Raw genomic sequence first — 24,937 nt, 5'->3', positions numbered from 1 at the left:
AGGGGGCGCCGATGGAGTCGGCCGAGGACTCGGCGGTGGTGCTGCTGCCGACGTACCAGCCGGGAGGCCACCTGCCCGAGCTGGCCGACGGCATACGCGCCGCGCGGGCGGGAACGGCCGTGGTGGTGGTCGACGACGGCAGCGACCCCGCGGCGGCACCGATGCTGACGGCCGTCGCCGGGCTGGGCTGCACCGTGCTGCGTCACCCGGTGAACCGGGGCAAGGGTGCGGCCCTCAAGACGGGCTTCCGGCACATCGCCGCCGCGTACCCGGGCCGGGACGTGGTCTGCGCCGACGCCGACGGGCAGCACAGCGTGGCGGACGTGCTGCGGGTCGCCGACCGTACCCGGGACGCCGGCCGGGCCGTGCTGGGCGTGCGCCGCTTCGCGCACATGCCGCTGCGCAGCAGGATCGGCAACACCGCCACCCGGCTGCTGTTCCGGGCCGCGACCGGGCGGCGGGTCGGCGACACCCAGACCGGGCTGCGCGGATTCCCGGGCGAGCTGCTCGGCTGGCTGGGATCGGTGCCCGGCGAGGGTTTCGACTACGAGATGAACGTGCTGCTGTACGCGTCGCGCCGCGGGCTGCCCTTCGACGAGATCACCATCGCCACGACGTACCTGGACGACAACGCGTCCTCGCACTTCGACCCGGTGGGCGACGCGGCGCGGATCTACTGGCGGCTGCTGCGCTTCGCGGTGTCGTCACGGGCTCCGGCCCGGGTCCGCTGAGACGGCGGACGGCAGCCGGACCGTGAAGACGGTGCCGGCGGCCGGCTCGCTGGTCACGGAGATCTCGCCGCCGTGGGCCTCCACGAGCTTGCGGACGATGGACAGCCCGAGCCCGCTGCCGCCCGTGGCCCGGTTGCGGGAGCGGTCCGCACGCCAGAACCGGTCGAAGATCTTCGGCAGGTCCTCGGCCGCGATGCCGGTGCCGGTGTCGCGCACCTCGACGGTGAGCCCGGCGTCGTCGGTGGCCGCGCTGACCGTCACCGCGCCGCCCGCCGGGGTGTGCCGGATGCCGTTCGACACCAGGTTGCCGACGAGCTGACGCAGGCGTACGGGATCCGCCATCACCTGCGGATCGTCCGCGACCTCCATGCTGAGCCGTACGCCCGCGGTCTCGGCCGCGCTGCGGTGCGCCTCCGCGACCTGGGCCAGGATGTCGCGGACGTACACCTCGTCCCGATGCACCCGCAGGTTGCCGGCGTCGGCCGCCGCCAGGTCGCTCAGGTCGTCGATGATGTGCTGGAGCTGCACCGCCTCCTCGTGCAGCAGCTCCAGCAGCCCGGGGCCGGTCGTGGTGAGGCCGTCCTGGGCGGCTTCCAGCCAGCTACGGATGTTGGTCAGCGGGGTTCGCAACTCGTGCGCGACGTCGCTGACCATCGCCCGGCGCAGGCTCTCCGAGCGTTTCCGGCGCTCGGCGAGGTCGTTGAGGGCCCGGGCCAGGTAACCGATCTCGTCGGCGGTGGTCACCGGCACCCGGGAGTGGTGGTCCGCGGGCCCGTCGGCGGCCGCGGTCAGGGCGCGCAGCGGCCGCACCAGGCGCCGTCCCGCCAGGATCGTCACCAGGACGGCGACGACGAGGACAGCACCGGTCACCACCGCGATCCGCAGGGTGTTGGTCCGCGACAGGTTGAACACCGGCTGCCCCGCCTTGTCGTCCGGGTCGGTGACGAAGAGCAGGGCCGGCGGGGCGACGTACTGCTTGAGCTGCGCCTGCCGGGCCCTCTCGATGCAGCGGGCGGCCTTGTCCGCGACCGAGGTGTCCTGCAGCGATCCGCCGTTGGGCAGCTTCAGCACCCGCGCCGTGAAGTCGGTGTCGATCCGCAGAAAGCTCCGGTCGTCCAGGCCGAGGCACGGCGCGGCCCGCCGCTCCAGGTCGGAGAGCGCCTTCTCCTCCGTGCGGGTCCGGCCGAGCTCACCGAGCCGGTCGCAGCTCACCCCCACATCCAGCTCGGCGATGCTGCCGCTGGTGCGCACCGACGGGCGCCCGGTGGGCGAGTTGACGAGCTCTCCGCCGGTGCCGGACTCCCGCAGGCAGGCGAGCTGATCCTGGGCGGCCTTGTCCAGGGCCGTCCGTTCGTCGGCGGGCAGCCGGTACGGGCCCACGACGCGGGGATCGATGCGCACGTCGCTGCCGGTCAGGGCGAGGTCGAGGCGCAGCGGGTCGACCGTCGCCGACGGGCGCGCGGCGGCCAGCGACGGGCCCGGCGCCGAGTCGGCGATCGGCCGTCGGTCCTCGGTCATCAGGGTGATCCGCCGGCCCAGCTTCGCCGCGCGCTCGGCGACGACGACGTCCACGCCGGTCCAGTCGCGGTGGGTGGCGGCGAAGCCCACCAGGGTGTCGTAGACGCTCTTGTCGTCCGCGAGCGAGCGGCCCTGCTCCTGCTGGATCGCGCGGGTGACGGTCTGGGTGGCCAGCCAGGCGGTGGCCACGATCGCGGCGACGGCCACCAGGACGGAGGTCGCCAGCAGCCGGGTGATCAGGCTGCGGTGCAGCGGAACCCGCCGGGCGCCGGCCGCCCTGCTCACTCCGCGCCGCCGGTGAGCTTGTAGCCGATTCCGTACACGGTCAGCAGCAGTCCGGGCCGGCGCGGATCCGCCTCGATCTTGCGGCGCAGGTTCTTCACGTGCACGTCGATGGTGCGTTCGGTGGAGCTGCGGTCGATGCCGCGGGTGTGCTCGAGCAGTTGCGCGCGGGTGAAGACGCGTCCCGGGTATGCGGCCAGCGCCTTCAGGATGGCGAACTCGCCCGGGGTGCAGCCGACCGGCGCGCCGTGGGCCCGCACCTCGTGGCGGGCCGGATCGACGGCGAGCGGGCCGACCCGCAGGACCGGTGCGGTGGGCGCGCCGGTCCGGCGCCCGCTGCGGCGCAGCAGCGTCCGGATCCGCGCCATCAGCTCCCGCGGGCTGTACGGCTTCGTCAGGTAGTCGTCGGCGCCCAGCTCCAGGCCGAGGAGCAGGTCATCCTCGGTGGAACGGGCGGTGAGCATGAGCACCAGCAGGTCGGACTCCTGGCGCAGCCTCCGGCACACGTTGAGGCCGTCGAGGCCCGGCATCATGACGTCGAGGACCAGCAGGTCGGGCGGATCGCGGCGGGCGCGCTCGAGGGCACTGCGGCCGTCGTGCACCACCGAGGCCTGGTGACCCTCCGCCTCCAGGTAGCGGCGCAGCACCTCGGCCTGCCGGCGGTCGTCCTCGGCGACGAGTACGTGGGCACACACGTCGGCGACTATAGGTGCGATCGGCCAGCGGGCCGAAGAACGCCGGCGATACCTGACAGGATCCTCATAATCGATGATCAGGATGCCCGCATGGATGTGACGTCCGAGGCGCCGACCGAGCTGATCCCCCTGGTGTCCGCACCCCCCGCCGAAGCGGACGCGCCGGCACCCCCGCGCCGCCGCCGGGTTCTGGTCGTGTTCGCCGTGGTGGTCGTGGTGCTGGCCGGCGCCGTGGCGGGGTTCTGGCGGTGGCGCGCCGCCGACGCGGCGCGTCGGCCGGCCGACGCGCCGATCGCGGTGCAGAGCGTCGCCCTCGTCCGGCAGGACCTCTCCACCAGCGAGTCGATCTCCGGCAAGCTCGGCTACGGCACCCCACGGACGCTGACCGGAAACCGGGAGGGCACGGTGACCTGGCTGCCCCGGACCGGGACCAAGGTGACCCGCGGCAAGCAGCTCCTGCGGGTGGACGACAAGCCGGTGCCGCTGTTCTACGGCACGATCCCGCTGTTCCGGACGATCTCCGGGCGCAACACGGTCGGCCGGGACGTCCGGATCCTGGCGGACAACCTCGAGGCGCTCGGCTACTCGATCGGCTACCAGCCCTCGCCGGGGGAGCGGGTGGCCCAGAGCCGCTCCGCGCCGCCTGCCTCCACGAAAGAGAAGGGCAAGACCGTCACGGAGTGGGTGACCGTCCGCAAGGGCGAGGGAGTCCTCACTTCCCCGCTGATCGCCGCGGTCAAGCGCTGGCAGGCCGACGCCGGGATGCCGGCGACCGGCAGCGTCGCCGTCGGCGACGTCCTGGTGCTCGGCGGCGCCGTCCGCGTCGACTCCGTCGCCGTGCAGCCCGGCGCGCCGGCGAACGGCCCTCTGCTCGCGGTCACCGCGACCGACAAGGTGATCACCGTGCCCCTCGAGGTCGCGCAGGCCGGCTCGATCCGACGCGGCGCCAAGGTGACCGTCTCCCTGCCGGACGACAAGACCGTGCCCGGCAAGGTCACCGCCGTGGGAACCGCCGCCGCGAAGCCGGAGGAGGGCGGCAACACCGAGCAGAGCCCGAAGGTCACCGTGACCGTCACCGTCGACGACCCCAGGACGGTCGCCGGCCTCGACTCCGCCGACGTCGAGGTGCTCTTCGCCGCGGAGACGCACGAGAACGTCCTGGTCGCACCGATCGGCGCGCTGCTCGCGCTCAGCGAGGGCGGGTACGCCGTCCAGGTGCGCGGCGGCGGCCTGGTCAGGGTCGAGACCGGCATGTTCGCCAAGGGCATGGTCGAGATCAGCGGCGCCGGCCTGGATGCGGGCATCGAGGTCGTGACGACCTCGTGAGCGCGGAGACCGTCCTCTCCCTGCGCGACGTCAGACGGACGTACGCCGGTGGCGTCACCGCCCTGGCCGGCGTCTGCCTGGACATCGTGGCCGGGGAACTGATCGCCATCGTCGGGCCTTCCGGTTCGGGAAAGTCCACGCTGCTGCACATGATGGGTACGCTCGACCGGCCGACCACCGGCTCGGTCCACATCGACGGGCACGACACGGCCCGGCTGCCCGACCGCCGCCTCTCCGCGCTGCGCGGCCGCCTGCTCGGCTTCGTGTTCCAGCACTTCCATCTCACCGACGGCCTGACCGCCGCGGAGAACGTGGCCACCGGCCTGCTGTACGCCGGCGTACCCCGGCGGCAGCGCCACGGCCTGGCGAAGGAGGCGCTGGCCCGGGTCGGCCTCGCCCATCGGATGGGACACCAACCGCGCCAGCTCTCCGGCGGCGAACGCCAGCGGGTCGCGATCGCCCGCGCGCTGGTCAACCGGCCGGCGCTGGTGCTGGCCGACGAGCCGACCGGCGCCCTGGACACCGCCACCGGGCAGGCCGTCCTCGCCCTGCTGCACCGGCTGCACGCCGACGGGACCACCATCGCGCTGATCACCCATGACCGGGACATCGCCGCGTCGCTGCCCCGCCGGGTCGAGATCCGCGACGGGCGGCTGGTCGCCGACAGCGCCCGCGCCACGACATCGGTGGTCCCACGGTGAGCCGGCTCCGCGAGGCGACCCGCCCGGTGCGGCTCTCCCCGCTCGACCTGCTCGGGCTCGGACTGATCGGGCTGCGGACCCGCAAGCTGCGGGCTGCGCTGTCCGCCCTGGGCATCTCCATCGGCATCGCCACGATGATCGTGGTCACCGGCATCCCGGCCTCCAGCCAGGCCGCGCTGTCGCGCGAGCTGTCCGCCCTGGGCGCCGACGTGTTGCAGGCCATGCCGATGCCGGACCAGGATCCGCCGGTGCTGCTGCCCGAGGAGTCGGTCGGCATGGTCCGGCGCATCGCCCCGGTGACGGTCGCCAGCGCGGTGGCCAACACCCACACCGTGGTCCGCCGCTCCGACCGGGTCGATCCCAAGGAGGGCTCGGGGCTGACCGTGCTGGCGAGCCGCCTCGACCTGCTGCCGGCGATCAACGCCCGGGTCCGGTACGGGAACTGGCTCACCACGGTCACCGCCACCTTCCCCGGGGTCGTCCTCGGGTCCGAGGCGGCGGCCCGGCTGGGCTTCGCGGACCTGCCCGCCGGCGCGCGGCCACCGCAGGTCATGATCCGCGACGAGTGGTTCACGGTGGTCGGCATCCTCGCCGCCACACCGCTGTCGCCGGACATCGACCGGTCGGTGCTGGTCGGCTGGGACGCGGCCCGCAGCCGACTGAGCTTCGACGGCCACCCGACCGTGATCTATCTGCGGGCGCAGGAGGCGCAGCTCGAGGCGGTCCGTGCCGTCCTGCCCGCGACGATCTACCCCGAGCGGCCCGGGCAGGTGATGGTCACCCGGCCGTCGGACGCGCTCGCGGCGAAGCGGGCCACCGAGAACACCTTCTCCTCCCTGCTGCTCGGGCTGGCGGCGGTGGCGCTGCTGGTCGGTGGCATCGGAGTCGCCAACACCATGGTCATCTCGGTGCTGGAGCGGCGCAGCGAGATCGGCCTTCGCCGGGCGCTGGGCGCCAACCGGGGCCAGATCCGGGTCCAGTTCCTCACCGAGGCCGTGGCGCTCGCGGCCCTCGGCGGCATCGCCGGCACGGTCCTCGGCGTCCTCGCGACGGTGGCGTACGCGGCGTACCACGGCTGGCCGGTCGTGGTGCCGGTGCCCGCGGTGCTCGCCGGAGTCGGCGGTGCCGTCCTGGTCGGCGTCGTGGCCGGCGTGTACCCGTCCGTCCGTGCCTCCCGGCTCACCCCGACCGAGGCGCTCGCCTCGGTCTGAGATCTGTCTCCCGCCGCTGCGTCCGGCGGGCGGCGCGCCCCACCCGGCGGGGCGCGCCCGGCCCGCGCGGGTTCCGGCCCTCCCCGGCCCGCGCGGGCCCTCAGTCCTCGCAGCCCAGGCGGGCTCTCGGCCCGCCGGTGCGCGGTCCGCCGCGAGCGGCTTTGCGCGGCGGCATAGGATCGATCCCCGTACGGTCGCCGAATCCAAGGGAGCGCGATGCCGCTGACTCCGGCCGACGTCCACAACATGGCCTTCAAGAAACCACCCATCGGAAAGCGGGGGTACGACGAGGAAGAGGTCGACGCCTTCCTCGACGAGGTGGAGCAGGAGCTCATCCGGCTGCTGGAGGAGAACGGGGCGCTGCAGGACCAGGTCCAGCGCGGCGGCGCATCCGGCGCTGCCGCCACGACGATGGTGCTGCCCTCCGAGTTCGCCGACGTCGCGGCGAAGCTGGAGCGGATGCAGGAGGCACGCGCCCGGGCGGAGCAGAACGCCCGCAGCCTGCAGACGCAGTTGGAGCAGGCCCGCACCGCGGCGCCGGCCGTGCCCGCGTCCGCCGGCGACGACGAGCGCCACGCCCGGGTCCTGATGATGGCCCAGCGCACCGCCGACGATCACCTGATCGACGCGCGGCAGGAGGCCGAGGCGCTGCTCGCCGCCGCCCGCGACCAGGCCGCCCAGCTCACCGGGGAGGCCCAGTTGCGGGCCGGCACGATCGAGGGCGACGCCCGCCGCAATCATTCCGACGCGATGAACAGCCTGGGCGTCAAGCGGGAGGCGCTGCTCGACGAGATCGACCGGCTGGCCCACCTCGCGCAGAGCTACCAGGTCGCGCTGCAGAACCACCTGATGCACCAGATGGAGGAGCTCGACAGCGAGCCGAAGCTGCCGCCGGACCACGCCCTGGGCTGACCGCCGCCCGGTCGCCGCTACGGCGCGGCCGGGAGGGTGTCCTCGTGCGGGGGATGGGTCTCGCGGAAGACACCGTCGAGCATCAGGTCGATCGAGCGGTCCGCGGCCGCGCGGGCTGCCGCCGTGTCGTCGCCGGTGGTGGCCACGCTCTGCACCATCGCGAAGAGCAGGAGCAGATCGCCGGGCACGAGATCCCGGCGTACGTACCCATGGTCCTGGGCGAGCCGCAGAGGCTTGGTGAAGGCCTTGATCATCCGCTGCTGGTAACGCCGGACGGTGCCGGCATCGAGCCCCTCGGCGAGGGCGATCAGGGCGCGCATCTCGATCAGCCAGTGCAGAACCGTGCGCAACAGCGGCCGGAACGTGGCGGGACGGTCGGTGCTCGCCGCGGCGGCCTCCTCGAGCTGATGGAGCTGGTGGCCGATGACGGCGGCGGTCAGCGCGTGCCGGTCGGGGAAGTGGCGGTAGAGGGTGGCCAGGGCGACGCCCGCCCGGCGGGCGATCTCCGGCATGAGGGCGGCGGATCCGCGACCCCGTAACACTTCGATCGCGGCCTCGACGATGGCCATGCGATTACGCCGGGCATCCCGCCGGAGCGACGTCCGGGCACCGTAGAGCACCACTGAACCGCCCCCTCGAGTCGGCGTACATGTTACCGAGAAGTAACGAGAATGTCACCGGCTTCAATTTCTCGGTACCGGCTCCTACGCTGCCGCCACTGACGCGCTGCAGCTCGCCGCCGCCCCCGACCGGGGGCGATGGCCGTCGGCAGGTCCATCGACACCCGACACCCTCAGGAGTGCCCATGGCGCCCCGTCGCCCTGTCGTGCCCGCTCTCGTGCTCTCGCTGATGACCGCCACCGTCCTGGCCGGCCCACCCGCCCCGGCCGCCGCCGCGACCACGTACACCCCTGTGGCGGCCCCCGCCGCCGCGGCGGCGCGGTCCACCACCGGCATCAAGTTCGTCGACATCACCAGCGGCGACGCGGTGCTCAAGGCCAACGTCGTCGCGCCGGCGGTCGCCGGCCGGTACCCCGCCCTGGTCCTGCCGTCGAGCTGGGGCCTCAACGACCTCGAGTACGCCGCCCAGGCCCAGACCCTCGCCGGGCGCGGGTACGTCGTGGTGTCGTACACCCCGCGCGGATGGTGGTTCTCCGGCGGTCAGATCGACACGGCCGGCCCGAAGGACATGGCCGACCTGTCGCGGGTGATCGACTGGACCCTCGCCAACACCCCGGCCGACCCGAACCGCATCGGCACCGCCGGCATCTCCTACGGCGGAGGGATCAGCTTGATCGGCGCGGCCCACGACAAGCGCATCCGTGCCGTCGTGATGATGAGCGGCTGGACCGACATCGTGTGGTCGCTCTACGCCGAGGAGACCAGGCACCGGCAGTCCGCCGGATTCCTGAAGATCGCCGCCGACACGCTGGGCGATCCGAGTCCGGAGCTCGACAAGGCCCTCGACGACTTCTTCGCCAACCGCAACGCGGCCGAGGTCGCCGCCTGGGGCAGGTCCCGGTCCGCGAAGACGTACCTCGACGGCCTCAACGCCAACAAGCCCGCCGTGCTGATCGCCAACGGCTGGGGCGACACCTTCTTCCCGCCGAACCAGCTCGTCGACTTCTACGGGGCTCTCGAAGGTCCGAAGCGCCTCGAGCTGCGCCCGGGCGACCATGCGATCGCCGAGCTGACCGGCCTCGCCGGCCTGGACAACGCGGTGTGGAACAGCCTGTACCGCTGGTTCGACCACTACCTGCGCGGCGTCGCCACCGGCGTCGAATCCGAGCCGCCGGTGGAGATCAAGCCGCTCAACGCGGCCACCGAGAAGTACGCCGACTGGTCCGCCCTCTCCGGCGACAACCGCCGCTACGGACTCGGCTCCATCCGTACGTGGGACGGCACGGGCCTGCTGGGCGGTGCCCCCTCGACCGGCTGGAGCAAGACCCTGCCGACCGACAAGGACACCTTCGCCAACGGTGGCATCGCGCTGATCACCAACGGTCTCGCCGCCTTCACCGGATGGCAGCCGTGGGTCTGGCTACCGACGGTGGACCGGTCCCGTGCCGGGGTCTGGGCCTCCGAACGGCCGTCCAGGACCCAGCGCATCCGGGGCATCCCGAAGCTGCACCTCGAACTCACCGGCACCGAGCCCAAGGGCACCCTCGTGGCGTACCTGTACGACCTCGACATCTTCGGCAACGCCTGGCTGATCAGCCACGCCCCGACCACCTGGCTCGACACCAAGGGCGGCGCCCGCACGGTCGACCTTCCCCTCACGGCGACCGCGTACGACCTGCCGGAGGGTCACTCCCTGACCCTGGTGATCGACACGGTCGACTCGCTCTACTACGACGAGAACGCGCCCCACAAGTCGATCACCATCACGGGCGGCTCCTACCTGGACGTCCCGATCCACTGACCCGGCCCGGTCCCGGCGGCCCGCCCACCGCGGGCCGCCGGGCTCACCGGCCGCGCTTCCAGCTCCCCGTCCCGGTCAGGGCCCCTGACGGTTGTCGATCTAGGCCCGGATACTGTGTGGCTGACCTGTCAGCGCTCGGTCCGGAAGGGGTGCCCCATGCGACGGTCGGCCGGGGTGGGTTTCGGGCTGGCGCTGCTGTCCGCGGCCACGTTCGGCACCTCCGGGACGTTTGCGCGCTCGCTGATCGATGCCGGGTGGTCGGCCGATGCGGCGGTGGCCGCGCGGGTCGGTGCCGCCGCGGTGATTCTGCTCGTGCCCGCGCTGTTCGCACTGCGGGGACGGTGGCAGGTGGCGGGCCGGTCGCTGGGTGACATCGGGCTGTTCGGCCTGCTGGCCGTCGGCGGGGCGCAGGTCGGCTTCTTCAACGCCGTACGGTATCTGCCGGTCGGGGTGGCCCTGCTGCTGGAGTATTCCGGGATCGTGCTGGTCGTGCTCTGGATGTGGGCCCGCCACGGTGAGCGGCCCCGCGGGCTGACCGTCGCCGGCGCCGCGGCGGCGGTTGCCGGGCTGGCGCTGGTGCTCGATCTCGCCGGCGGGGGTGCCGAGGTCGATCCGGTCGGGGTGCTGTGGGGGATGGTGGCGGCGGTCGGGCTGGCCGCCTACTTCGTGCTGTCCGCGCGGGTGGATCCGCGGCTGCCGTCGATCGCCCTGGCCTGCGGGGGGATGGCCAGCGGAGCGATCATCCTGCTCGTTCTGGGCGCGGTCGGGGCGATGCCGATGCGGGCCACCTTCGGCACGGTCGTGCTCGGCGGGCATGTCATGAGCTGGATCGTGCCGGTCGCGGGTCTGGTGCTGGTGGCCGCGGTCGTCGCGTACGTCGCCGGCATCGCCGCCGCTCGCGTGCTCGGGGCCGCACTGGCGTCGTTCGCCGGGCTCACCGAGGTGTTGTTCGCGGTCGTGATCGCCTGGCTGGTGCTCGGTGAGCTGCCGAGCGTGGCGCAGGGCGTCGGCGGGACCTTCATCATCGCGGGCATCGCGCTGGTCCGCCTCGACCAGCTTCGCCACCCCGCGCCGCCGCGCGACGAGGACCCGAGCGCGGCATCCACTCTGGCCCGTCAGGGAAACCGGGCCGGGTAAGCCGGTCAGAGGTCGTGCCACGGACCCGCATGCAGCACCGGCGGGGCCCACGCCGGCCGGGCCGGATCCGCCCGGCTTCCGGCGAGCTCGCGTACCGGCGGCGCGGTCCGGGTGGCGAGCTCGCGTACCGGCGGCGCGGTCAGGGCGGCGAGGGCGCGGCTCGGGGGTATCCAGATGGGTGGCGGACCCCACCAGATGATCCGTTGCGCCTCGGGGACGCGCGCCGGTTGCGGGGTCGTGGTCGGCGGCGGCAGAGCCATCGCGTTGGTCGCGGGTGCGGTGGCCAGCAGCACCGCCGCACCGATGGTGACCAGTCCGGCGACCGCGGCCGGCAGGTGCCATCCGGACCGGACGGTGTCGCCGAGCAGCACCAGGGCGACCGCGGACGGCGCGACGACCTCTGCGGTCCAGTGCACCGCCGTCACCGGCCCGACCTGACCCTTCTGCAAAGCGTGGGCGTAGAGCATCATGCCGGTGACCGCGAAGGCGAGCAGCGCCGGCATGAGCGGCTCGGTGAGCAGGTCCGTCGCCGCCGGCAGGGAACGGCCGGTCAGGGCGGCGCCGCCGAGGCAGAGCCCGCCGAGCGCGGCGACCACGCCGGGCGGGCAGTACCGGGCCGCGCCCCAGCCGGCCAGGGCGAGCACGACCGCCGCCATGCACAACCAGGCGCGTACGTCGCCCGGCGCCACCTCGTGCTGGGGGCCGGCCGACAGGGCCAGCACGGCCAGCGCGGCGATGCAGAGCACGACGGCGGCGACGTCGCGCCGGCGCAGCCGGGACTTGAGGACGATCCGGGCGGCGATGACGGTGACCGCCAACGAGCCGGCGAGAATCGACTCGACCAGGTACACGGCCAGCTCCCGCAGGGCGACCATCGAGCCGACCCAGGCCAGGACGTCGCAGCCGATGCCGAGCAGGTACAGCGGGTGGCCGAGGGTGCGCACGGTGCCGGCGCTGCGCCGGGCGGCGACGGCCTGCAGGATCGACGCGGTGCCGTAGCTCAGCGCCCCGAGCACGGTGATGCCGAGTGCGACCCAGCCCGCGGTGGTCATTCGCCGATCCGCAGGATCGTGATGGTGTCGTCGTCGCCGTTCGACACGTACGCGAGGCGGCCGTCCGGCGCGACCGCGATGGCGCGGGGGCTGCGTCCCACCCCGACGGTCGCCGTCGCGGCGCCGGTCGAGGCGTCCAGCACGGTCACCGAGTTGTCGCCCTCGTTGACCACGTACGCGTGCCCGCCGTCGCCGGCGAACGCGACGGCCTGGGGCTTGTCGCCGACCCTCAGCGGCCCGGTGCGCCGTAGGGTCCGCGCGTCGATCAGGTCGGCGGTGCCGGCCTCGTAGCCGGCGACCAGGACCCTCGCGCCGTCCGGCGACACGGCGACGCTGTGCGGGGCCCGGCTCACCGGTACGGAGCGCAGCACCCGGGACGTGGGCATGTCGATGACCGCGACCGCGTTCGACTCGTGGTTGGCGGTGAAGGCGCGCCGCAGAACCGGGGAGAAGGCGACGGCGTGCGGGTTGGGCGGCACGGCCATGCGCCCGTCCGCGCGCTGGGTGCCGCCGGTGGCGTACATCTCCACCCGGCCGCTGCTGTGGATCGGCACCCACAGGCGGTCGTCCGGGCCGACGGCCAGCGTGAACGGCTGGACGCCGGTGGCCAGGTAGCGGACCACCCGGCGGCTCGCGGCGTCGACCACGGCCACGCCGCTGCCGGACATGTCCTTCTCGTACATCGAGACGAAGACCAGGCCGCCGTCGCGGGAGGTGGTGACGAAGCGGGGGGTGTTGCGCAGGCGCACGGAGGTGGCCCGCCGGGTGGCCGCGTCCACCACGGAGAGGATGCGGGAGTTCTGGTTCGCGACGTACACCGTCCGGCCGTCGGGGGAGACGGCGACGCCTTCGGGCTCCGCACCCACCCGGATCGTGCCGACGGCGGTGGGTTTGGCGACGCTCGCCGCGCGCAGCGCGAGCGGCTGTCTTGCCACGGCCGCCGGGGCGGGCGCGGCGGTCGCCGGATCGGACGCCGCCGTGGTCAGCGGTCCGGGGGTGGCCGCGGGCAGGGGCGCGGCCACCGGCGCCCGGTCGCCGGGCAGGCCGGTGGTCAGCGCCACGGCGACGCCCGCGCCGCCGAGCAGCACCAGGGCGGTGAGCCCGGCGATCAGCAGGGTGCCGCCGGCGCGGCGGCGTGCGGGCGGGGGAAGCACGGTCACCCGCGTGGCGGGCAGGGCGCCGACGCCCGCCTCCGCCGCGAGCCGCTCCTCCAGCGTCGGCGCGGTCGCTGCGACCGGCGCCGGGCCGGTCGCGTCGACCTGACCGGTCACGCGGACGTCGGCCCAGCCGGCCGGGCCGCGGACGGTGACGGATCCGTCGAGCCAGTCCGAGGCCGGCCGCCACTCGATCCGCAGCCGGTGGCCGGCGAGCGTGGCGTGCAGACCGGGACCGGCGGCGGTCACCGTGGCCGCGGCGACAGCCAGGGGCGGGCCGTCCACCAGGACTTCCGAGACGAGCAGCGGGGTTTCCGGCGAGACCTGGCCGAAGTCGACGCGGTCCGGGGTGATGCGCACCGCCGTACGTCCCAGGGCCGCGGCCGCCGCCGCGGCGACGCTGCGGCTGTCGTCATCGGTGAGATGCCGCAGGGCGAGCCGTGCGGCGGCCGCCACGGCGAGGTCGGCGCTCATGGCGAGTTGGGCCAGCTCGCCGACGCCCAGGAGGCGGGCGTCCCGGCTCGCGCTGGCGATCTCGGCCCTGACGTGCGGTGGCAGGTCGTAGTCACTCATAGTGCCCCCTCGATCAGCATGCAGTGACGAGGGGGGTCAGGGGAACCCGTGGGACTAGATTGGCATTCTCTTCCCTCTCGCTGGACCCGCACTCAGGTCGGGCCGGTGGCGGCCGATCAAGGAAGCGATCGGCGACGAAAGGAGCTCCCGATGCCCCGGCCTCGCGCCACGGCACCGGCCTGGCTCGTACACGCCGGATTCCTCGCGGTGCTGGCCGTCGCCGGTACGGCGTACGCGCTGGCCGGACCGGCCGGGCGCCCGACGGTCTACACGCTGGTCACGGTCCTGCCGATCGTCACCTTCGTGGCCGCGCTCGCGAACGGCAACCTGCCGGACCGCCGCCCGTGGCTCATCGCGGTCGCCGGGCTCACGCTGCTCTTCGTCATCCAGTTGATCTGGCCCACCTGGATCGTCGAGCTGCATCTCGGCCGGGCCGAGGGCTCGCTGACCGACCTCACCCTGTCGACCGCCCACACCCTGTTCCTGGCCGGCACCGCCGCGGCGCTGCGCCGCCGGGCCAGCGCCGACCCGGGCGGCATGATCGACGCCGCGCTCTTCGGGCTCTGCGCCGGCGGCCCGCTGTGGGAGTGGGTGCTCCGGCCGCACCTTCCGCCCGGTGCGTCGCCGGAGGGGCAGTTGCTGATGCTGGCCGACCTGCTCGTGCTCTGCGCCGTGGTGGGCTGCCTGCTCCGGATCGGCATGATGGCGGCGGCGGGGCGCGGCACCCTCGCGTACCTGGTGGCCACCGGCGTTCTCACCCTCGCGGGCACGATCACCTCGACACTGGCGCCGGGCGGTACTTCCTTCTGGAGCGCCGAGCTCATGGTGGCGGCGTTCCTGGCCATCGCCGCGGCGCCGCTGCACCCCGGGGCGGCCTCGCTGACCGTGCCGCCGCCCGCCGTGGACCGGACGGTCCGCAAGCAGCGGCTGTGGTGGCTCGCCCTCGCGCTGAGCGCCAACCCGGTCATCGCGGCGGTGCAGGTGATCCGGGACGAGGGTTCCTCGAGCCTGCTGCTGCCGGTCGGGACGCTGCTGGTGGTACCTCTGGTGCTGCTGCGGATCCGGCTGCTCTCCGCCCAGCGGGACCGGGCCGAGCGGACCCTGGCCTACCACGCCACGCACGACGAGCTGACCGGGCTGCACAACCGCCGGCACATCACCGCCGAGATCGACCGGGCCCTCGCCGATCTCGACCGGGGTGCGCTGGACGAGGTGACGATCATGCTCTGCGACCTGGACGGGTTCAAGCCCGTCAACGACCGGTACGGGCATCCGGCCGGCGACGCCGTGCTCCGGGCCGTCGCGGCCCGACTGACCGCCGTCGTCCGCTCCGGCGACCTGGTGGGGCGGCTCGGTGGCGACGAATTCCTCATCCTGTGCCGGGGCAGCGCGGGTCTGGAGGCGCCCGCTCTCGCCACGCGGATCGCCGACGCCGTACGCGCGCCGATCCCCGTACCGGGAGCCGAGGTGTCCGTGGGTGTGACCACCGGCGTGGCCCAGGCGCGGACGGGCGATGCCGTCGACCGCGAGGCGCTGGTCGGCCGGGCCGATGCCGCCATGTACGCCGGCAAGGCCGGACGCAGCCGGACGGTGCAGGTGGCGCGGCTCGGCTGACGTCGTCCGGCGTCAGCGGCGGAAGCGGTCCGAGACCAGCCGGAGCTGGTGGGACAGGTGCGCGAGCTCGATCGCGGCGGACTCGGTCTGGTTCGCCGCCTCGTGGGTCAGCGACGTCGTGCCCGAGACCCGGCCGATGGAGCCCGCCACGGCCGCGGCGGACCGCTCGGCGACGTCGACGTTCGCGACGATCAGGCCGGTCGCGCTGATCTGCGCGTCGACCGCCGCGGAGATGGAACGCTGCAGCTCGTCGATGCGGTCGATGACCTGGCTGATCCGGCTGATCGCCTCGAACGCACCGGCGGTGTCCGCCTGCATCGCCGTCACCTTGGCGGAGATGTCGCCGGTCGCCGAGGCCGTCTCCCGGGAGAGGTCCTTGACCTCGCCCGCCACGACCGCGAAGCCCTTGCCCTGCTCACCGGCGCGGGCCGCCTCGATGGTGGCGTTGAGCGCCAGCAGGTTGGTCTGCTCGGCGATCGCCGTGATGATGTTGACGACGGCCGAGACCTCGTCGCTGGAGCTGCGCAGCCGCTCGATCATGCGGTTGGTGTTGACGGCCAGGTCCACCGCCTCGCGGGCCACCGCGTCGGCCTCGCCGACCGCGGAGGTGATGTCCTGGATGGAGGTGTCCAGGCCGCGCGCCGCCTGGGTGGTCTGCCCGACGCTCGTGGTGACCTGGTCGATGTCGCGCCTCGCCTCGGCGGCCTCCGACGACGCCGTGCCCGCCCCCTCGGAGAGGTGCCGGCTGGTCGCGGTCAGCTCCTCCGAGGCGGCCGCGACGGAGGTCGCGTTGTCGCCGATGTCGGTCAGGGCGGTCCGCAGCGACGCGACGATCGCCTGCAGACTGCGGCTGAGCTGGGCGAGCTCGTCGCTGCCGCCCAGCGTGGCGTCGTTGGTGAGGTCGTAGTCCGCGATGGACTGCGCGCTGGCCAGGCAGTAGTCCACCCGGCGGGCGATCCGGCGGGCGAGCAGCAGCGCCGCGCCGCCCAGCACCAGGGCCGCGAGCAGGCCGGTGACCAGCGTCGCCGCCTCCGCGCGCATGGCCAGCGAGTCGGCATCCTTGCCGGACTTCGTGACGCGCTCGGTGATCGCCGCCTGGAGCACGTCGATGGTCTCGGCCACCTTGGTGTCGACCGTGTCCATCGCGGGCCGGGCGGCGAGAGCCGCCGTCCGGGTAGGGTCGGAGGCGACCCGGCTGGCCAGGGTCACGATCCGCTGACCGGACGCGATCAGCTCGTCGAGGACCGGCAGCACCGCGTCCGCCTGCGGGCGCAGCTCGGGCACGAACTTGATGACGTCGTCGAGGCCGGTGCGGGCCTGGCTCACGTTCTGGCCCAGCTTGTCGAGGACCTCCTGACGCTCGGTCGCGTCGTTGGTGACCAGCGCGGCGAGCACGTTGCCCCGGAACAGCGCCCGCGCCAGGTCGGCCGACTGCACGGCCTGCAGCGCGGAGGCGGCGTCGCGGACCGTCTGCTGCTGGTTGGCGAGCGCGCTGGTGCCGGTGAAGCCGATGACGCCGGCCGTGATGACGAGCAGGAAGCCGACCACTGCGAGCGCCGCGATCTGGCGCCGGATGGTGAACGTCACGGTTTACCTCCTCGAATCCACGGTATGGCCAACCCCCGCATCCGGTGGCCGCTTCGGCTCAGTTCGGTGCAGGACCGGCCGAAGAGGCCGTCATGGGGCGACGCATCGTTTCTCTGCTTCTCGCCGGGCTGGTCCTCGGCGCGAGCGTGGCGGGCTGCGGCGGCGGGCCGGAGACCGGTAAGGCCGTGGACCGCCTCGCCGAGGCCAAGGCCGCGTTGCCCGCCTCCGTCAAGGAGTCGGGCGTGCTGATCGGCGGCACCGACCCGACCTTCGAGCCGATGACCTTCAAGGACGGCGAGACCTTCACCGGTCTGGACGTGCAGCTCATCGAGGCGATCGCGGCGAAGCTCGGACTGACCGTCAAGTGGCAGGCCATGGGATTCGGAGAGCTGCTGGACGCGGTGGAGGGCCACAAGATCGACGTCTCGATCTCCTCGATGTTCGACCGCGCCGAGCGCCAGAAGAAGGCCGACTTCGTCAACTACCTCAACGCCGGCACCTCCATCGTGGTGGCCAAGGGCGTCGGTGACATCGGCGGCATGCCCGGCCTGTGCGGGCGGCGCGTCGCCGTGCAACCCGACACCGTGTACGTCGAAATGGCGCAGGCGGCGTCCGACAAGTGCAAGGGGAAGAAGGCCGTTCTCGTGCGCTCGGACACGCCGTCGGCCACGGTGGCGAAGAAGGACGCCGACGCCGCCCTCAACGACTTCCCGATCGCCGCCCTGGACGTCCAGAAGGACGGCAGCCTCGAGCTCTCCGGGCCGCAGATCGAGGCCATCCCGTACGGCATCGGCGTCGCCAAGGACCGCAAGGAGCTGACCATGGCGATCCAGACGGCCCTGTACGCACTGATCAAGGACGGCACCTACGACGCGTTGCTGACCAAGTGGAAGGTCACCGAGGGTGCCCTGCGCACCGGTGCCATCAACGGCGGTGCCTGAGCCTTCTAGCTTGACCTTTGTACGCTGCGCGCAATGCGCGCCGTCGATTCGATCCTGATCGTGTTGGTCCTGGTCTCCGCCGTGGCGGGATACCGGCAGGGCCTGCTGTTCGGCGCGCTGTCCCTGGCCGGCTTCTCCGCCGGCGCACTGCTCGGCGTGCAGGCCGGGCCGCTGGTCGCCGGCCCGTTCACGGGCGTCCCGCGGGTCGTGGTGTCGCTGGTGACCATTCTCGTGCCGGCCGTGCTGGGCCAGTTCCTCGCCGCCCGGTGCGGCCTGCGCCTGCGCGACGCCGTCCGCGGCCACCCGCTGCGCCGCCTGGACGAGGCGGGTGGGGCGGTCATCTCGGCCCTCGCCATGCTGGTCCTGGCCGCGCTGGTGGTCGTGCCCCTGCGGGCGTCCTCGCCGGCGTGGCTCGACCGCGAGCTGCGGGGGAGTGCCCTGCTCGCGGGCGTGGGCGAGCTGCTGCCCGGCCCGGCCCGGGCCCTCTCCGCCGATCTCGCCCGGGCGCTGGACGCCGACGGTCTTCCCGCGGTGTTCCACGGGCTCAGCCGCATCTCGGCGGAGCAGGTGGACGTCCCCGACCCGGGACTCGCGGGCGCCTCGATCGTCGCCGCCGCCCGGAGTTCGGTGGTCAAGGTCCGCGCCACTCCCGGCGGGGGACCGCACTGCGCCCGCGGCACGGTCGGATCGGGATTCGTGTACGCCCGCGAGCGCGTCATGACCAATGCCCACGTCGTCTCCGGTGCCCGGGAGGTCCGCGTCCGTAACGGGCGGGCGGAGCTCGACGCCACGGTGGTGGCCTTCGACCCGGACCGCGACGTCGCCGTGCTGCACGTCCCCGGCCTGACCTCGCCGATCCTGCGGTTCGCCGACAAGCCGGTACGGTCCGGCGCCGACGCCGTCGTGCTGGGCTTCCCGCTCGACGGCCCGTACGACGCCCAGCCGGCCCGGATCCGCAGCGTCGGCCGCGTCGAGGGGCCGGACATCTACGGTGCCGGCGCGGTGGACCGGGAGATGTACGCCGTCCGGACAGTCGTCCGCGGCGGCAACTCCGGCGGGCCGCTCGTCGCTCCCGGCGGTCAGGTCCTCGGCGTCGTCTTCGCCGTGGCCGACGAGGATCCCGGCACCGGCTTCGCCCTCACCGCGGCCGAGATCTCGCACGTCGCGGAGCTCGGCGCCGTCCGGGCCCAGCCGGTCGACACCGGCCCCTGCCGACCGCGTTGACAATCATCGATGGGTGGGATGGGGTGGTGGCATGTCACCCCGACAATGCTGGGCGGCATTCGCCGCCGTGCTCGCCGCGACCGCCATCCTCCTGCCGCCCGCGGCGCAGGCGGCGCCCGCCCCGGTCGCGGAGCCGGTCCCGGCAGCCGTGCCGGTCCAGCTTGCGGCGCAGGAGCGGGCACTCGTGCGCTTCCGGCTGCCGGACGAGGCGGCGCTGGACCGCCTGGTCGGCGCGGGTGCCGACATCGCCGCCCGGCCCCGGACCGTCGCGGGCGCGGTGCAGGCCGACATCGTGGTGGACGGCGCCGGGCTCGCCGCGCTGACCCGCGACGGCGCCGTCGCCGTGCGACTGATCCAGCGCGAGTCCGTCGCCGCCCAGCGCTCGTCCGTCGCCGACCGCCGCGAGGCACCGAGCCGGGCCGCCGACACGCTGCACTTCCTCCAGGCGTACTGGTGGACCACCGCCGGGCGGACCTTCGTGCAGACGCAGGTCGCCACCACCGCGACCGACGACCCGGACGTGGAGATCACCGTGACCTGGCGCACCGCCGACGGCGCCACCGGGTCCTACCCGCTGGTCCGGTTCTCCGACGCGGGCGAGTACCAGTACCACTACGCGCTGCCGCAGCCGCTGCCCGCTCAGCCGGTGCAGGTGAGCGCCCGGTCGAGCCTCGGCGGCCAGACGCGGGCGGTCACCCCGGCGCGGTGGCCCGGCGCCGAGCCGCCCGCGCAGCCCGCCGGCTACCAGAGGGACTTCATCGACGCCTACCTGACGCCCGTCGACATCAAGGCCCGTATCCAGCGCCTGGCCCGGCAGTATCCGCGGCTGGTCGACGTCATCGACCTGCCGCACCGGACCCAGGGATACCGGCGTACGGCCACGGCGTACCTCGGCGACCCGGCCGTCGCCGCCGTCGTGGTGGAGTCCGTGCGCTTCGGGGACGAGGGGATGAACGGCGTCCAGGCGCGTACCGTCGATCCGGGCGGGCCCGACCGGCCGCTGTCGGCCACGTACCGGGACCGGGTCCTGACCGTCCGGCTCGCCACCGACGCCGGCGGCAAGGTGACCAGCACGACCGACGACGTGGCCGCTCTCGTCACCGCCCGCTTCCCCGACCTGTTCCGGGCCTTCGTCGAGGAAGGCTCGGCGGGTCTGCCGATGCCGGTCGCCGGGCCGGTACGCCTCGACGACGGCCTCCAGGGCGCCGAGGTGCCCCGCCGGCCGTGGACGGTGCAGGCCCTGCGCCTGGCCACGGTGCGCGACGGGTCCCGGACGGGGGTGCTCGCCTACTCCCAGGAGCACGCCCGCGAGTGGGCGACGCCGCTGGTCACCCTGGAGTTCGCGGAGCGGATGCTGGCCAACTACGCCACCGACCCGGCCACCCGCGAGCTGCTCGACGCGGTCGACATCTTCGTGATCCCGACCGTCAACCCGGACGGCGCCAACTACTCCTTCCACGACTTCGGTTTCCAGCGCAAGAACCTGGTGAACCACTGCACCGGCACCAACCGGGACCCGCGGTTCCGCAACAACTGGGGCGTCGACGTCAACCGCAACTACGCGGTCGGCTCCTACTTCGACGGCTACGTCGGGGGCAGCCCCAACTGCCTGTCCGGCACCTACACGGGCACCGCCGAGCTGTCCGAGGCGGAGAGCGGCAACGTGATCGCGCTGGCCCGGGCACATCCGAACATCAAGTTCGCGATGAACGTGCACAGCTACGGCGGGTACTTCATGTGGCCGCCGGGCGCGTACAAGGCCGACGGCCGGGTGACGCTGCCGCGCCCGTCGATCGACGAGTCGGCGTTCTTCCTCGACAGCGCCCGCCGCATCGTCGGCGCGATCGCCGCCGAGCGGGGCACGGTCACCTGGCCCTCGTACACCGGGCCGGTCGCCGATGTCCTCTACTCCGCGGCGGGCAACTCGGCCGATCATCTCTACTACGATCTCGGCATCGACGCCTGGAACTTCGAGGTGGGCAACGACCGCTGGAACGAGACCACGCAGCAGTGGGAAGGCGTGGGATTCCAGCCGCCGTTCGACGAGGCGCACGCGGAGTCACAGGAGTACGCGGGCGGCCTCGTGGAACTGGTCCGGATCGCGGCCGCTCAGGAGAGCCCGACCGGCGTCCACGACGGGAACTTGGCGCTCCGGTGATCTCCGGACGACCGCCCGCGCAGGCGCCGGTGGATCCACGGCAGCACGTGCTCGCGGTAGTAGCGGGCCTCGCCGAGCAGGCGCCGGCCCCCGGTCCCCGCCGGGTCGACCACGTGGGCGGCGGTGGGGTGGCCCATCGCGCTGAGGATGATTCCGGCCGCGCGCTGATGCCCGGCGGCGTTGAGATGGAGGCGGTCGGGTGACCAGTAGCCGGCGCGGCGGATCTCGGTGTCCTGGAAGACGTTCGCGAAGTCGAGGCCGTAACGGGCCGCCAGCCCGCCGAGCTCCGCGGTGAGCATGTCCCCGCGGCGGCGCATGACGCGGCCGAACGGCAGCCGGTCGGACGGGTCCGCGCCGCTGATCAGCACCAGTCGCACGCCCGCGTCGGCGCAGCGGCGTACGGCCCGCTCGGTGAGATCGATGAGCCGCTTCATGTCGCCGCCCGGGCGCATCATGTCGTTGCCGCCGCCGTTGAGCGTGATGAGCGTCGGCGCCGGAGTGAGCGCCAGCGCGGCGTCGAGCTGTTCCGTGACGATGGGCTCGAGCAGGCGCCCGCGGATGGCCAGGTTGGCGTACTCGACGGGCTCCCCGGTGGCTGCCAGCCCGGCGGCGACCCGGTCCGCCCATCCGCGCACCGTACCGTCCGGCAGCTCGTCGCCGAGCCCCTCGGTGAAGCTGTCCCCGATCGCCACGTACCGCATCTGTCCCAGCCTATACAGGAGGTGAACCGGGCCATGATCACCCGTCGCGTGCTCGGCACGCTGGCCGCGGTCGCGGCACTCGCCGCCGTCGCGGTACGCCGCCGCGCCGTCGCCGGCGTGCCACCCGAGCTGCGGCACCCGGCCCTCTACCTGCCGCTGAACGTCACCAACGCGGCCACTCTCGCCGTCGGCCGCCGACTGAGATTCCCCGGCGCCCGCATCCGGCCCGGCGTCCGGGTCGAGCGGCGCACCGTGCCCGCCGGTCACGGACACCCACCCGTCGGCGTGGTCGTCTACCGCCGCGCCGGATCCGCCGCGGCCCCCGGCGCCCTGCTGTGGATCCACGGCGGCGGAATGGTCCTCGGCACGCCGGCGATCGGCCACGCCTGGTGCAGCCGCGTCGCCGCCGAACTGGGTCTGACCGTCGTCAGCGTCGACTACCGGCTGGCGCCGGAGCACCCGTTCCCGGCCGGCCTGGACGACTGCTACCGCGTGCTGCGCTGGCTGCACGACGAGGCGCCGGCCCTCGGCATCGACCCGGCCCGGATCGCGGTCGGCGGCGACAGCGCCGGCGGCGGCCTGGCGGCGACCCTGGCGCAACGCGCCCGCGACACCGGCGTGGCGGTGCGCCTCCAGTTGCTGGTCTATCCGATGTTGGACGACCGTACGGTGCTGCGCGAGCGCCCGGACCGTCCGGTGTTCACCTGGACGCCCGCATCCAACCGCTACGGCTGGACGGCGTACCTCGGCCACCCGCCGCACGAGGACGACGACCGCCCCTACATCGCCGCGGCCCGTCGCACCGACCTCACCGGCCTCGCCCCGGCCTGGATCGGCGTCGGCGACCTCGACCTGTTCCACCGCGAGGACGTCGGCTACGCCCACCGGCTGCGTGAGGCCGGCGTTCCCTGCGAGCTCCTGGTCGTCCCGGGCATGTATCACGGCGCCGACGCCCTCTTCGACCGCCGCGAACCCACCATGACGGCCTTCCGTACCGCCATGCTGAAGGCCCTCCTCGCCGCCCTGACCGACGCCCGGCCGGCCGGCTCGCCTCAGTAGCGGAAGCGGGAGACCAGGCTGGTCAGTTCGCCCGACATGCGAGCGAGTTCGGCGGTGGCCTGACGGGTCTCCGTGATGCCCTCGCTGGTGGTACGGGCCGACGCGGCGACGCCGTGGATGGTGCGGGAGATGTCCTCGGTGCCGGAGGCCGCCTCGCCGACGCTGCGGTTCATCTCCGCGGTCGTCGCGGTCTGCTCCTCCACGGCCGAGGCGATGGTGGTCTGGAAGTCGCTGATGCGGGTGATGACGTCGGTGATGGTCTCGATCGCGGTGACCGCGCCGCTCGCGTCGGCCTGGATCGCCTGGACCCGGCGGGAGATCTCCTCGGTGGCCCGGGCCGTCTCCTGGGCCAGATCCTTCACCTCGGCCGCCACCACCGCGAAGCCCTTGCCGGCCTCGCCCGCCCGGGCGGCCTCGATGGTCGCGTTGAGGGCGAGCAGGTTGGTCTGGCCGGCGATCTGGGTGATCACCTTGACCACGTCGCCGATCTCGGAGGACGACACGCCGAGCTGGTTCATCGTGGCCGAGGTGGTGGTCGCCGCCTCGACCGCCTCCTGCGCCACCTGCGCCGCCTGCGCGGCGTTCACGGCGATCTCCTGGATCGAGGCGGCCATCTCCCCGCCTCCGCCGGACACGGTCATCACGCTGGAGGACACCTGCTCCGCCGACGACGAGACGACCTGCGCCTGACGTGAGGTCTCCTCCGCGGACTCGGCGATCTGCCGGGCGGTCTCCGACATCTCCTCGGACGCCCCGGCCAGCGAGACCGCCTGGCCGTCGATGGTCGACACCGTCTCCCGCAGCCGGGCGACGGCCAAGTCCAGCGCCCGTCCCATGCGGCCGGGCTCGTCGAGGGCGGTGAGACCGCTGGTGTGCGTCAGGTCCCCGTCGGCGAGGGCGTTGCAGACCTCTTCGACCCGGGCCAGCGAGCGGACGATGCTGCGGGAGACGAACACCCCGGCGAGGACGGCGGCGACGAGGCCGCCGATCAGCAGGCCGAGCGAGAGCGTACGGCTGGACTCGTACTCACTCTGCGCCGACGCGGCGGCCCGCGTGGCGTCTTCGGTCTCCACGGCGACGAGCTTGTCGACCTTCGCGGTGATCTCGGACATGAGCGGCACCACCTGGGTGTCCCGGACCTTCGTCCAGGCCTCGACGTCCTGGCTCTCGCTGATCGACATCAGGTCCGATTCCACCAGGCGGGTGTAGGTCTGCCACTTCGACTGCAGTTCGCTGACGGTCGCGGTGTTGCTGCCCGGATGGTTCCCCTGGTACGCCATCAGGGCGTCGTTGAACGCCCGGACGTCGGCCAGGAAGGCGTCCCGGAACGCCATCTTCGTGTCCGGGGAGGGAGCCAGCGCCTGGTTCGCGACGTTGACCTGCGCCTGGACCAGCGCGGCACGGACCTCGCTGATGGCTTTCACCGCCGCGACGTTGCGGCTGCCGATGCGCTGCGCCGACTCGCTCACCCCGGCCAGCGCGTGCATGCCGACCAGGCCGACGGTCAGGGCCACCAGCGCCGCCGTACCCACGGCGGTCAGGATCTTGACGCCGGTGGGCAGGTCGCCGAACCGGCGCGGCATCCGGAGCCGCTTCGGCATGTTCGGGAGGCGGAGCCGCTTCGGCGTGATCCGGAGGCGGAGCCGCGGGCGTCGGCGATGCGACGTCACGGTGGCCTCAGTGGGCGCGACGCGCTCGGCGGCCTCGACGGGCTCGGGCACAGTGGGCTCGGCAGGCTCAATCGGCTCAGCGGGCACGGCAGCGCTCGTCACGGCGGCTCCTGTCGGGTGATCCGGCGGCCCGGAGCAGGCTGCTGGTGCCGGATTCATCGTCAAAGCCCCGGCATACTTGACAGATTGGCACCACCGCCGGAATTCCGGTTGCCGTTCGCGGACCGGCTACGCCAAGGTGGTGCCCATGACGTTCTGACGGACATCCC

20 protein-coding genes are annotated in these 24,937 nt (G+C 73.5%); 12 read left to right on the top strand and 8 right to left on the bottom strand.

Going from position 1 to position 24,937, the window contains the following annotated elements:
* Positions 1-11: 11 nt before the first annotated feature.
* Positions 12-731 carry a glycosyltransferase family 2 protein gene (locus EDD30_RS08335; RefSeq protein WP_071803878.1) on the top strand — a complete coding sequence of 240 codons (720 nt, stop codon included), beginning with the start codon at positions 12-14 and terminating at the stop codon, positions 729-731.
* Here the strand turns inward: EDD30_RS08335 and EDD30_RS08330 are convergent.
* Positions 705-2,534 carry a sensor histidine kinase gene (locus EDD30_RS08330; protein WP_071803877.1) on the bottom strand — a complete coding sequence of 610 codons (1,830 nt, stop codon included), beginning with the start codon at positions 2,532-2,534 and terminating at the stop codon, positions 705-707. The genes EDD30_RS08335 and EDD30_RS08330 overlap by 27 nt on opposite strands.
* Positions 2,531-3,226 carry a response regulator transcription factor gene (locus EDD30_RS08325; RefSeq protein ID WP_071803876.1) on the bottom strand — a complete coding sequence of 232 codons (696 nt, stop codon included), beginning with the start codon at positions 3,224-3,226 and terminating at the stop codon, positions 2,531-2,533. Before EDD30_RS08325 ends, EDD30_RS08330 begins: the two co-directional genes overlap by 4 nt.
* A gap of 90 nt (positions 3,227-3,316) precedes the next feature.
* Here EDD30_RS08325 and EDD30_RS08320 point away from each other — a divergent pair, with 90 nt between their 5' ends.
* From EDD30_RS08320 to EDD30_RS08305, 4 genes are all read left to right on the top strand, one after another.
* Positions 3,317-4,552 (top strand): efflux RND transporter periplasmic adaptor subunit, encoded by a 1,236-nt coding sequence (locus tag EDD30_RS08320; protein ID WP_211277711.1) that lies wholly within the window; start codon positions 3,317-3,319, stop codon positions 4,550-4,552.
* Complete coding sequence (locus EDD30_RS08315) at positions 4,549-5,253, top strand: ABC transporter ATP-binding protein (RefSeq protein ID WP_071803875.1); 705 nt, start codon at positions 4,549-4,551, stop codon at positions 5,251-5,253. Before EDD30_RS08320 ends, EDD30_RS08315 begins: the two co-directional genes overlap by 4 nt.
* Positions 5,250-6,464: an ABC transporter permease gene (locus tag EDD30_RS08310; RefSeq protein ID WP_244945165.1), complete on the top strand. Its 1,215-nt coding sequence runs from the start codon at positions 5,250-5,252 to the stop codon at positions 6,462-6,464. The genes EDD30_RS08315 and EDD30_RS08310 overlap by 4 nt, the downstream gene beginning before the upstream one ends.
* 216 nt (positions 6,465-6,680) lie before the next feature.
* On the top strand, positions 6,681-7,376 hold the full coding sequence (locus tag EDD30_RS08305; RefSeq protein ID WP_071803874.1) for a DivIVA domain-containing protein: 696 nt from the start codon (positions 6,681-6,683) through the stop codon (positions 7,374-7,376).
* Between the two features lie 17 nt (positions 7,377-7,393).
* On the opposite strand, the gene EDD30_RS08300 is transcribed toward EDD30_RS08305, so the two are convergent.
* A complete protein-coding gene (locus EDD30_RS08300) occupies positions 7,394-7,945 on the bottom strand; it encodes a TetR/AcrR family transcriptional regulator (RefSeq protein WP_084556199.1) in 552 nt (183 codons plus the stop codon).
* Between the two features lie 236 nt (positions 7,946-8,181).
* Here EDD30_RS08300 and EDD30_RS08295 point away from each other — a divergent pair, with 236 nt between their 5' ends.
* Both EDD30_RS08295 and EDD30_RS08290 read left to right on the top strand, forming a co-directional pair.
* Positions 8,182-9,798, top strand: a complete 1,617-nt coding sequence (locus EDD30_RS08295) for a CocE/NonD family hydrolase (protein ID WP_071803873.1) — start codon at positions 8,182-8,184, stop codon at positions 9,796-9,798.
* 156 nt (positions 9,799-9,954) lie between these two features.
* Positions 9,955-10,935 (top strand): EamA family transporter, encoded by a 981-nt coding sequence (locus tag EDD30_RS08290; RefSeq protein ID WP_071803872.1) that lies wholly within the window; start codon positions 9,955-9,957, stop codon positions 10,933-10,935.
* 5 nt (positions 10,936-10,940) lie between these two features.
* Here EDD30_RS08290 and EDD30_RS08285 read toward each other — a convergent pair whose 3' ends face one another.
* Both EDD30_RS08285 and EDD30_RS08280 read right to left on the bottom strand, forming a co-directional pair.
* Entirely contained in the window at positions 10,941-11,987 is a 1,047-nt protein-coding gene (locus EDD30_RS08285) for a hypothetical protein (protein ID WP_071803871.1), read from the bottom strand.
* A complete protein-coding gene (locus EDD30_RS08280) occupies positions 11,984-13,714 on the bottom strand; it encodes a YncE family protein (RefSeq protein ID WP_071803870.1) in 1,731 nt (576 codons plus the stop codon). The genes EDD30_RS08285 and EDD30_RS08280 overlap by 4 nt, the downstream gene beginning before the upstream one ends.
* Positions 13,715-13,864: 150 nt before the next feature.
* Between EDD30_RS08280 and EDD30_RS41405 the strand changes: the two genes are divergently transcribed.
* Positions 13,865-15,328, top strand: coding sequence for a GGDEF domain-containing protein (locus tag EDD30_RS41405; RefSeq protein WP_071803869.1), 1,464 nt, complete (start codon positions 13,865-13,867; stop codon positions 15,326-15,328).
* Between the two features lie 12 nt (positions 15,329-15,340).
* Here EDD30_RS41405 and EDD30_RS08270 read toward each other — a convergent pair whose 3' ends face one another.
* A complete protein-coding gene (locus EDD30_RS08270; protein ID WP_071803868.1) occupies positions 15,341-16,915 on the bottom strand; it encodes a methyl-accepting chemotaxis protein in 1,575 nt (524 codons plus the stop codon).
* A gap of 92 nt (positions 16,916-17,007) precedes the next feature.
* Between EDD30_RS08270 and EDD30_RS08265 the strand changes: the two genes are divergently transcribed.
* From EDD30_RS08265 to EDD30_RS08255, 3 genes are read left to right on the top strand one after another with little or no spacing between them, the layout of a single operon-like run.
* Entirely contained in the window at positions 17,008-17,856 is an 849-nt protein-coding gene (locus tag EDD30_RS08265; protein WP_071803867.1) for a transporter substrate-binding domain-containing protein, read from the top strand.
* 33 nt (positions 17,857-17,889) lie between these two features.
* Positions 17,890-19,080, top strand: coding sequence for a MarP family serine protease (locus tag EDD30_RS08260; RefSeq protein WP_071803866.1), 1,191 nt, complete (start codon positions 17,890-17,892; stop codon positions 19,078-19,080).
* A 31-nt stretch (positions 19,081-19,111) separates the two neighbouring features.
* Positions 19,112-21,238, top strand: a complete 2,127-nt coding sequence (locus EDD30_RS08255) for a M14 family zinc carboxypeptidase (protein WP_071803865.1) — start codon at positions 19,112-19,114, stop codon at positions 21,236-21,238.
* Here EDD30_RS08255 and EDD30_RS08250 read toward each other — a convergent pair.
* Positions 21,190-21,939 (bottom strand): SGNH/GDSL hydrolase family protein, encoded by a 750-nt coding sequence (locus tag EDD30_RS08250; RefSeq protein ID WP_071803886.1) that lies wholly within the window; start codon positions 21,937-21,939, stop codon positions 21,190-21,192. The genes EDD30_RS08255 and EDD30_RS08250 overlap by 49 nt on opposite strands.
* A 33-nt stretch (positions 21,940-21,972) precedes the next feature.
* On the opposite strand from EDD30_RS08250, the gene EDD30_RS08245 reads away from it, so the two are divergent.
* On the top strand, positions 21,973-22,998 hold the full coding sequence (locus EDD30_RS08245; RefSeq protein WP_071803864.1) for an alpha/beta hydrolase: 1,026 nt from the start codon (positions 21,973-21,975) through the stop codon (positions 22,996-22,998).
* Here EDD30_RS08245 and EDD30_RS08240 read toward each other — a convergent pair.
* Positions 22,992-24,770, bottom strand: coding sequence for a methyl-accepting chemotaxis protein (locus EDD30_RS08240; protein WP_244945164.1), 1,779 nt, complete (start codon positions 24,768-24,770; stop codon positions 22,992-22,994). The two genes, EDD30_RS08245 and EDD30_RS08240, sit on opposite strands and share 7 nt — an antisense overlap.
* Between the last annotated feature and the right edge of the window lie 167 nt (positions 24,771-24,937).

The sequence above is a fragment of the Couchioplanes caeruleus genome (assembly GCF_003751945.1).
In the GTDB taxonomy this organism is placed as follows: Bacteria; Actinomycetota; Actinomycetes; order Mycobacteriales; family Micromonosporaceae; genus Actinoplanes; species Actinoplanes caeruleus.
Note: the sequence above shows the minus strand (reverse complement) of the source record. Positions and strands in the feature narration are given on the sequence as shown.

Bases quoted from the DNA above. Each gene is read 5' to 3' on its own strand.
- EDD30_RS41405 (WP_071803869.1), top strand. From the start codon at position 13,865: ATGCCCCGGCCTCGCGCCACGGCACCGGCCTGGCTCGTACACGCCGGA.
- EDD30_RS08290 (WP_071803872.1), top strand. From the start codon at position 9,955: ATGCGACGGTCGGCCGGGGTGGGTTTCGGGCTGGCGCTGCTGTCCGCG.
- EDD30_RS08280 (WP_071803870.1), bottom strand. From the start codon at position 13,714: ATGAGTGACTACGACCTGCCACCGCACGTCAGGGCCGAGATCGCCAGC.
- EDD30_RS08320 (WP_211277711.1), top strand. From the start codon at position 3,317: ATGGATGTGACGTCCGAGGCGCCGACCGAGCTGATCCCCCTGGTGTCC.
- EDD30_RS08305 (WP_071803874.1), top strand. From the start codon at position 6,681: ATGCCGCTGACTCCGGCCGACGTCCACAACATGGCCTTCAAGAAACCA.
- EDD30_RS08250 (WP_071803886.1), bottom strand. From the start codon at position 21,939: ATGCGGTACGTGGCGATCGGGGACAGCTTCACCGAGGGGCTCGGCGAC.
- EDD30_RS08255 (WP_071803865.1), top strand. From the start codon at position 19,112: ATGTCACCCCGACAATGCTGGGCGGCATTCGCCGCCGTGCTCGCCGCG.
- EDD30_RS08295 (WP_071803873.1), top strand. From the start codon at position 8,182: ATGGCGCCCCGTCGCCCTGTCGTGCCCGCTCTCGTGCTCTCGCTGATG.
- EDD30_RS08245 (WP_071803864.1), top strand. From the start codon at position 21,973: ATGATCACCCGTCGCGTGCTCGGCACGCTGGCCGCGGTCGCGGCACTC.
- EDD30_RS08335 (WP_071803878.1), top strand. From the start codon at position 12: ATGGAGTCGGCCGAGGACTCGGCGGTGGTGCTGCTGCCGACGTACCAG.
- EDD30_RS08285 (WP_071803871.1), bottom strand. From the start codon at position 11,987: ATGACCACCGCGGGCTGGGTCGCACTCGGCATCACCGTGCTCGGGGCG.
- EDD30_RS08300 (WP_084556199.1), bottom strand. From the start codon at position 7,945: ATGGCCATCGTCGAGGCCGCGATCGAAGTGTTACGGGGTCGCGGATCC.
- EDD30_RS08260 (WP_071803866.1), top strand. From the start codon at position 17,890: ATGCGCGCCGTCGATTCGATCCTGATCGTGTTGGTCCTGGTCTCCGCC.
- EDD30_RS08265 (WP_071803867.1), top strand. From the start codon at position 17,008: ATGGGGCGACGCATCGTTTCTCTGCTTCTCGCCGGGCTGGTCCTCGGC.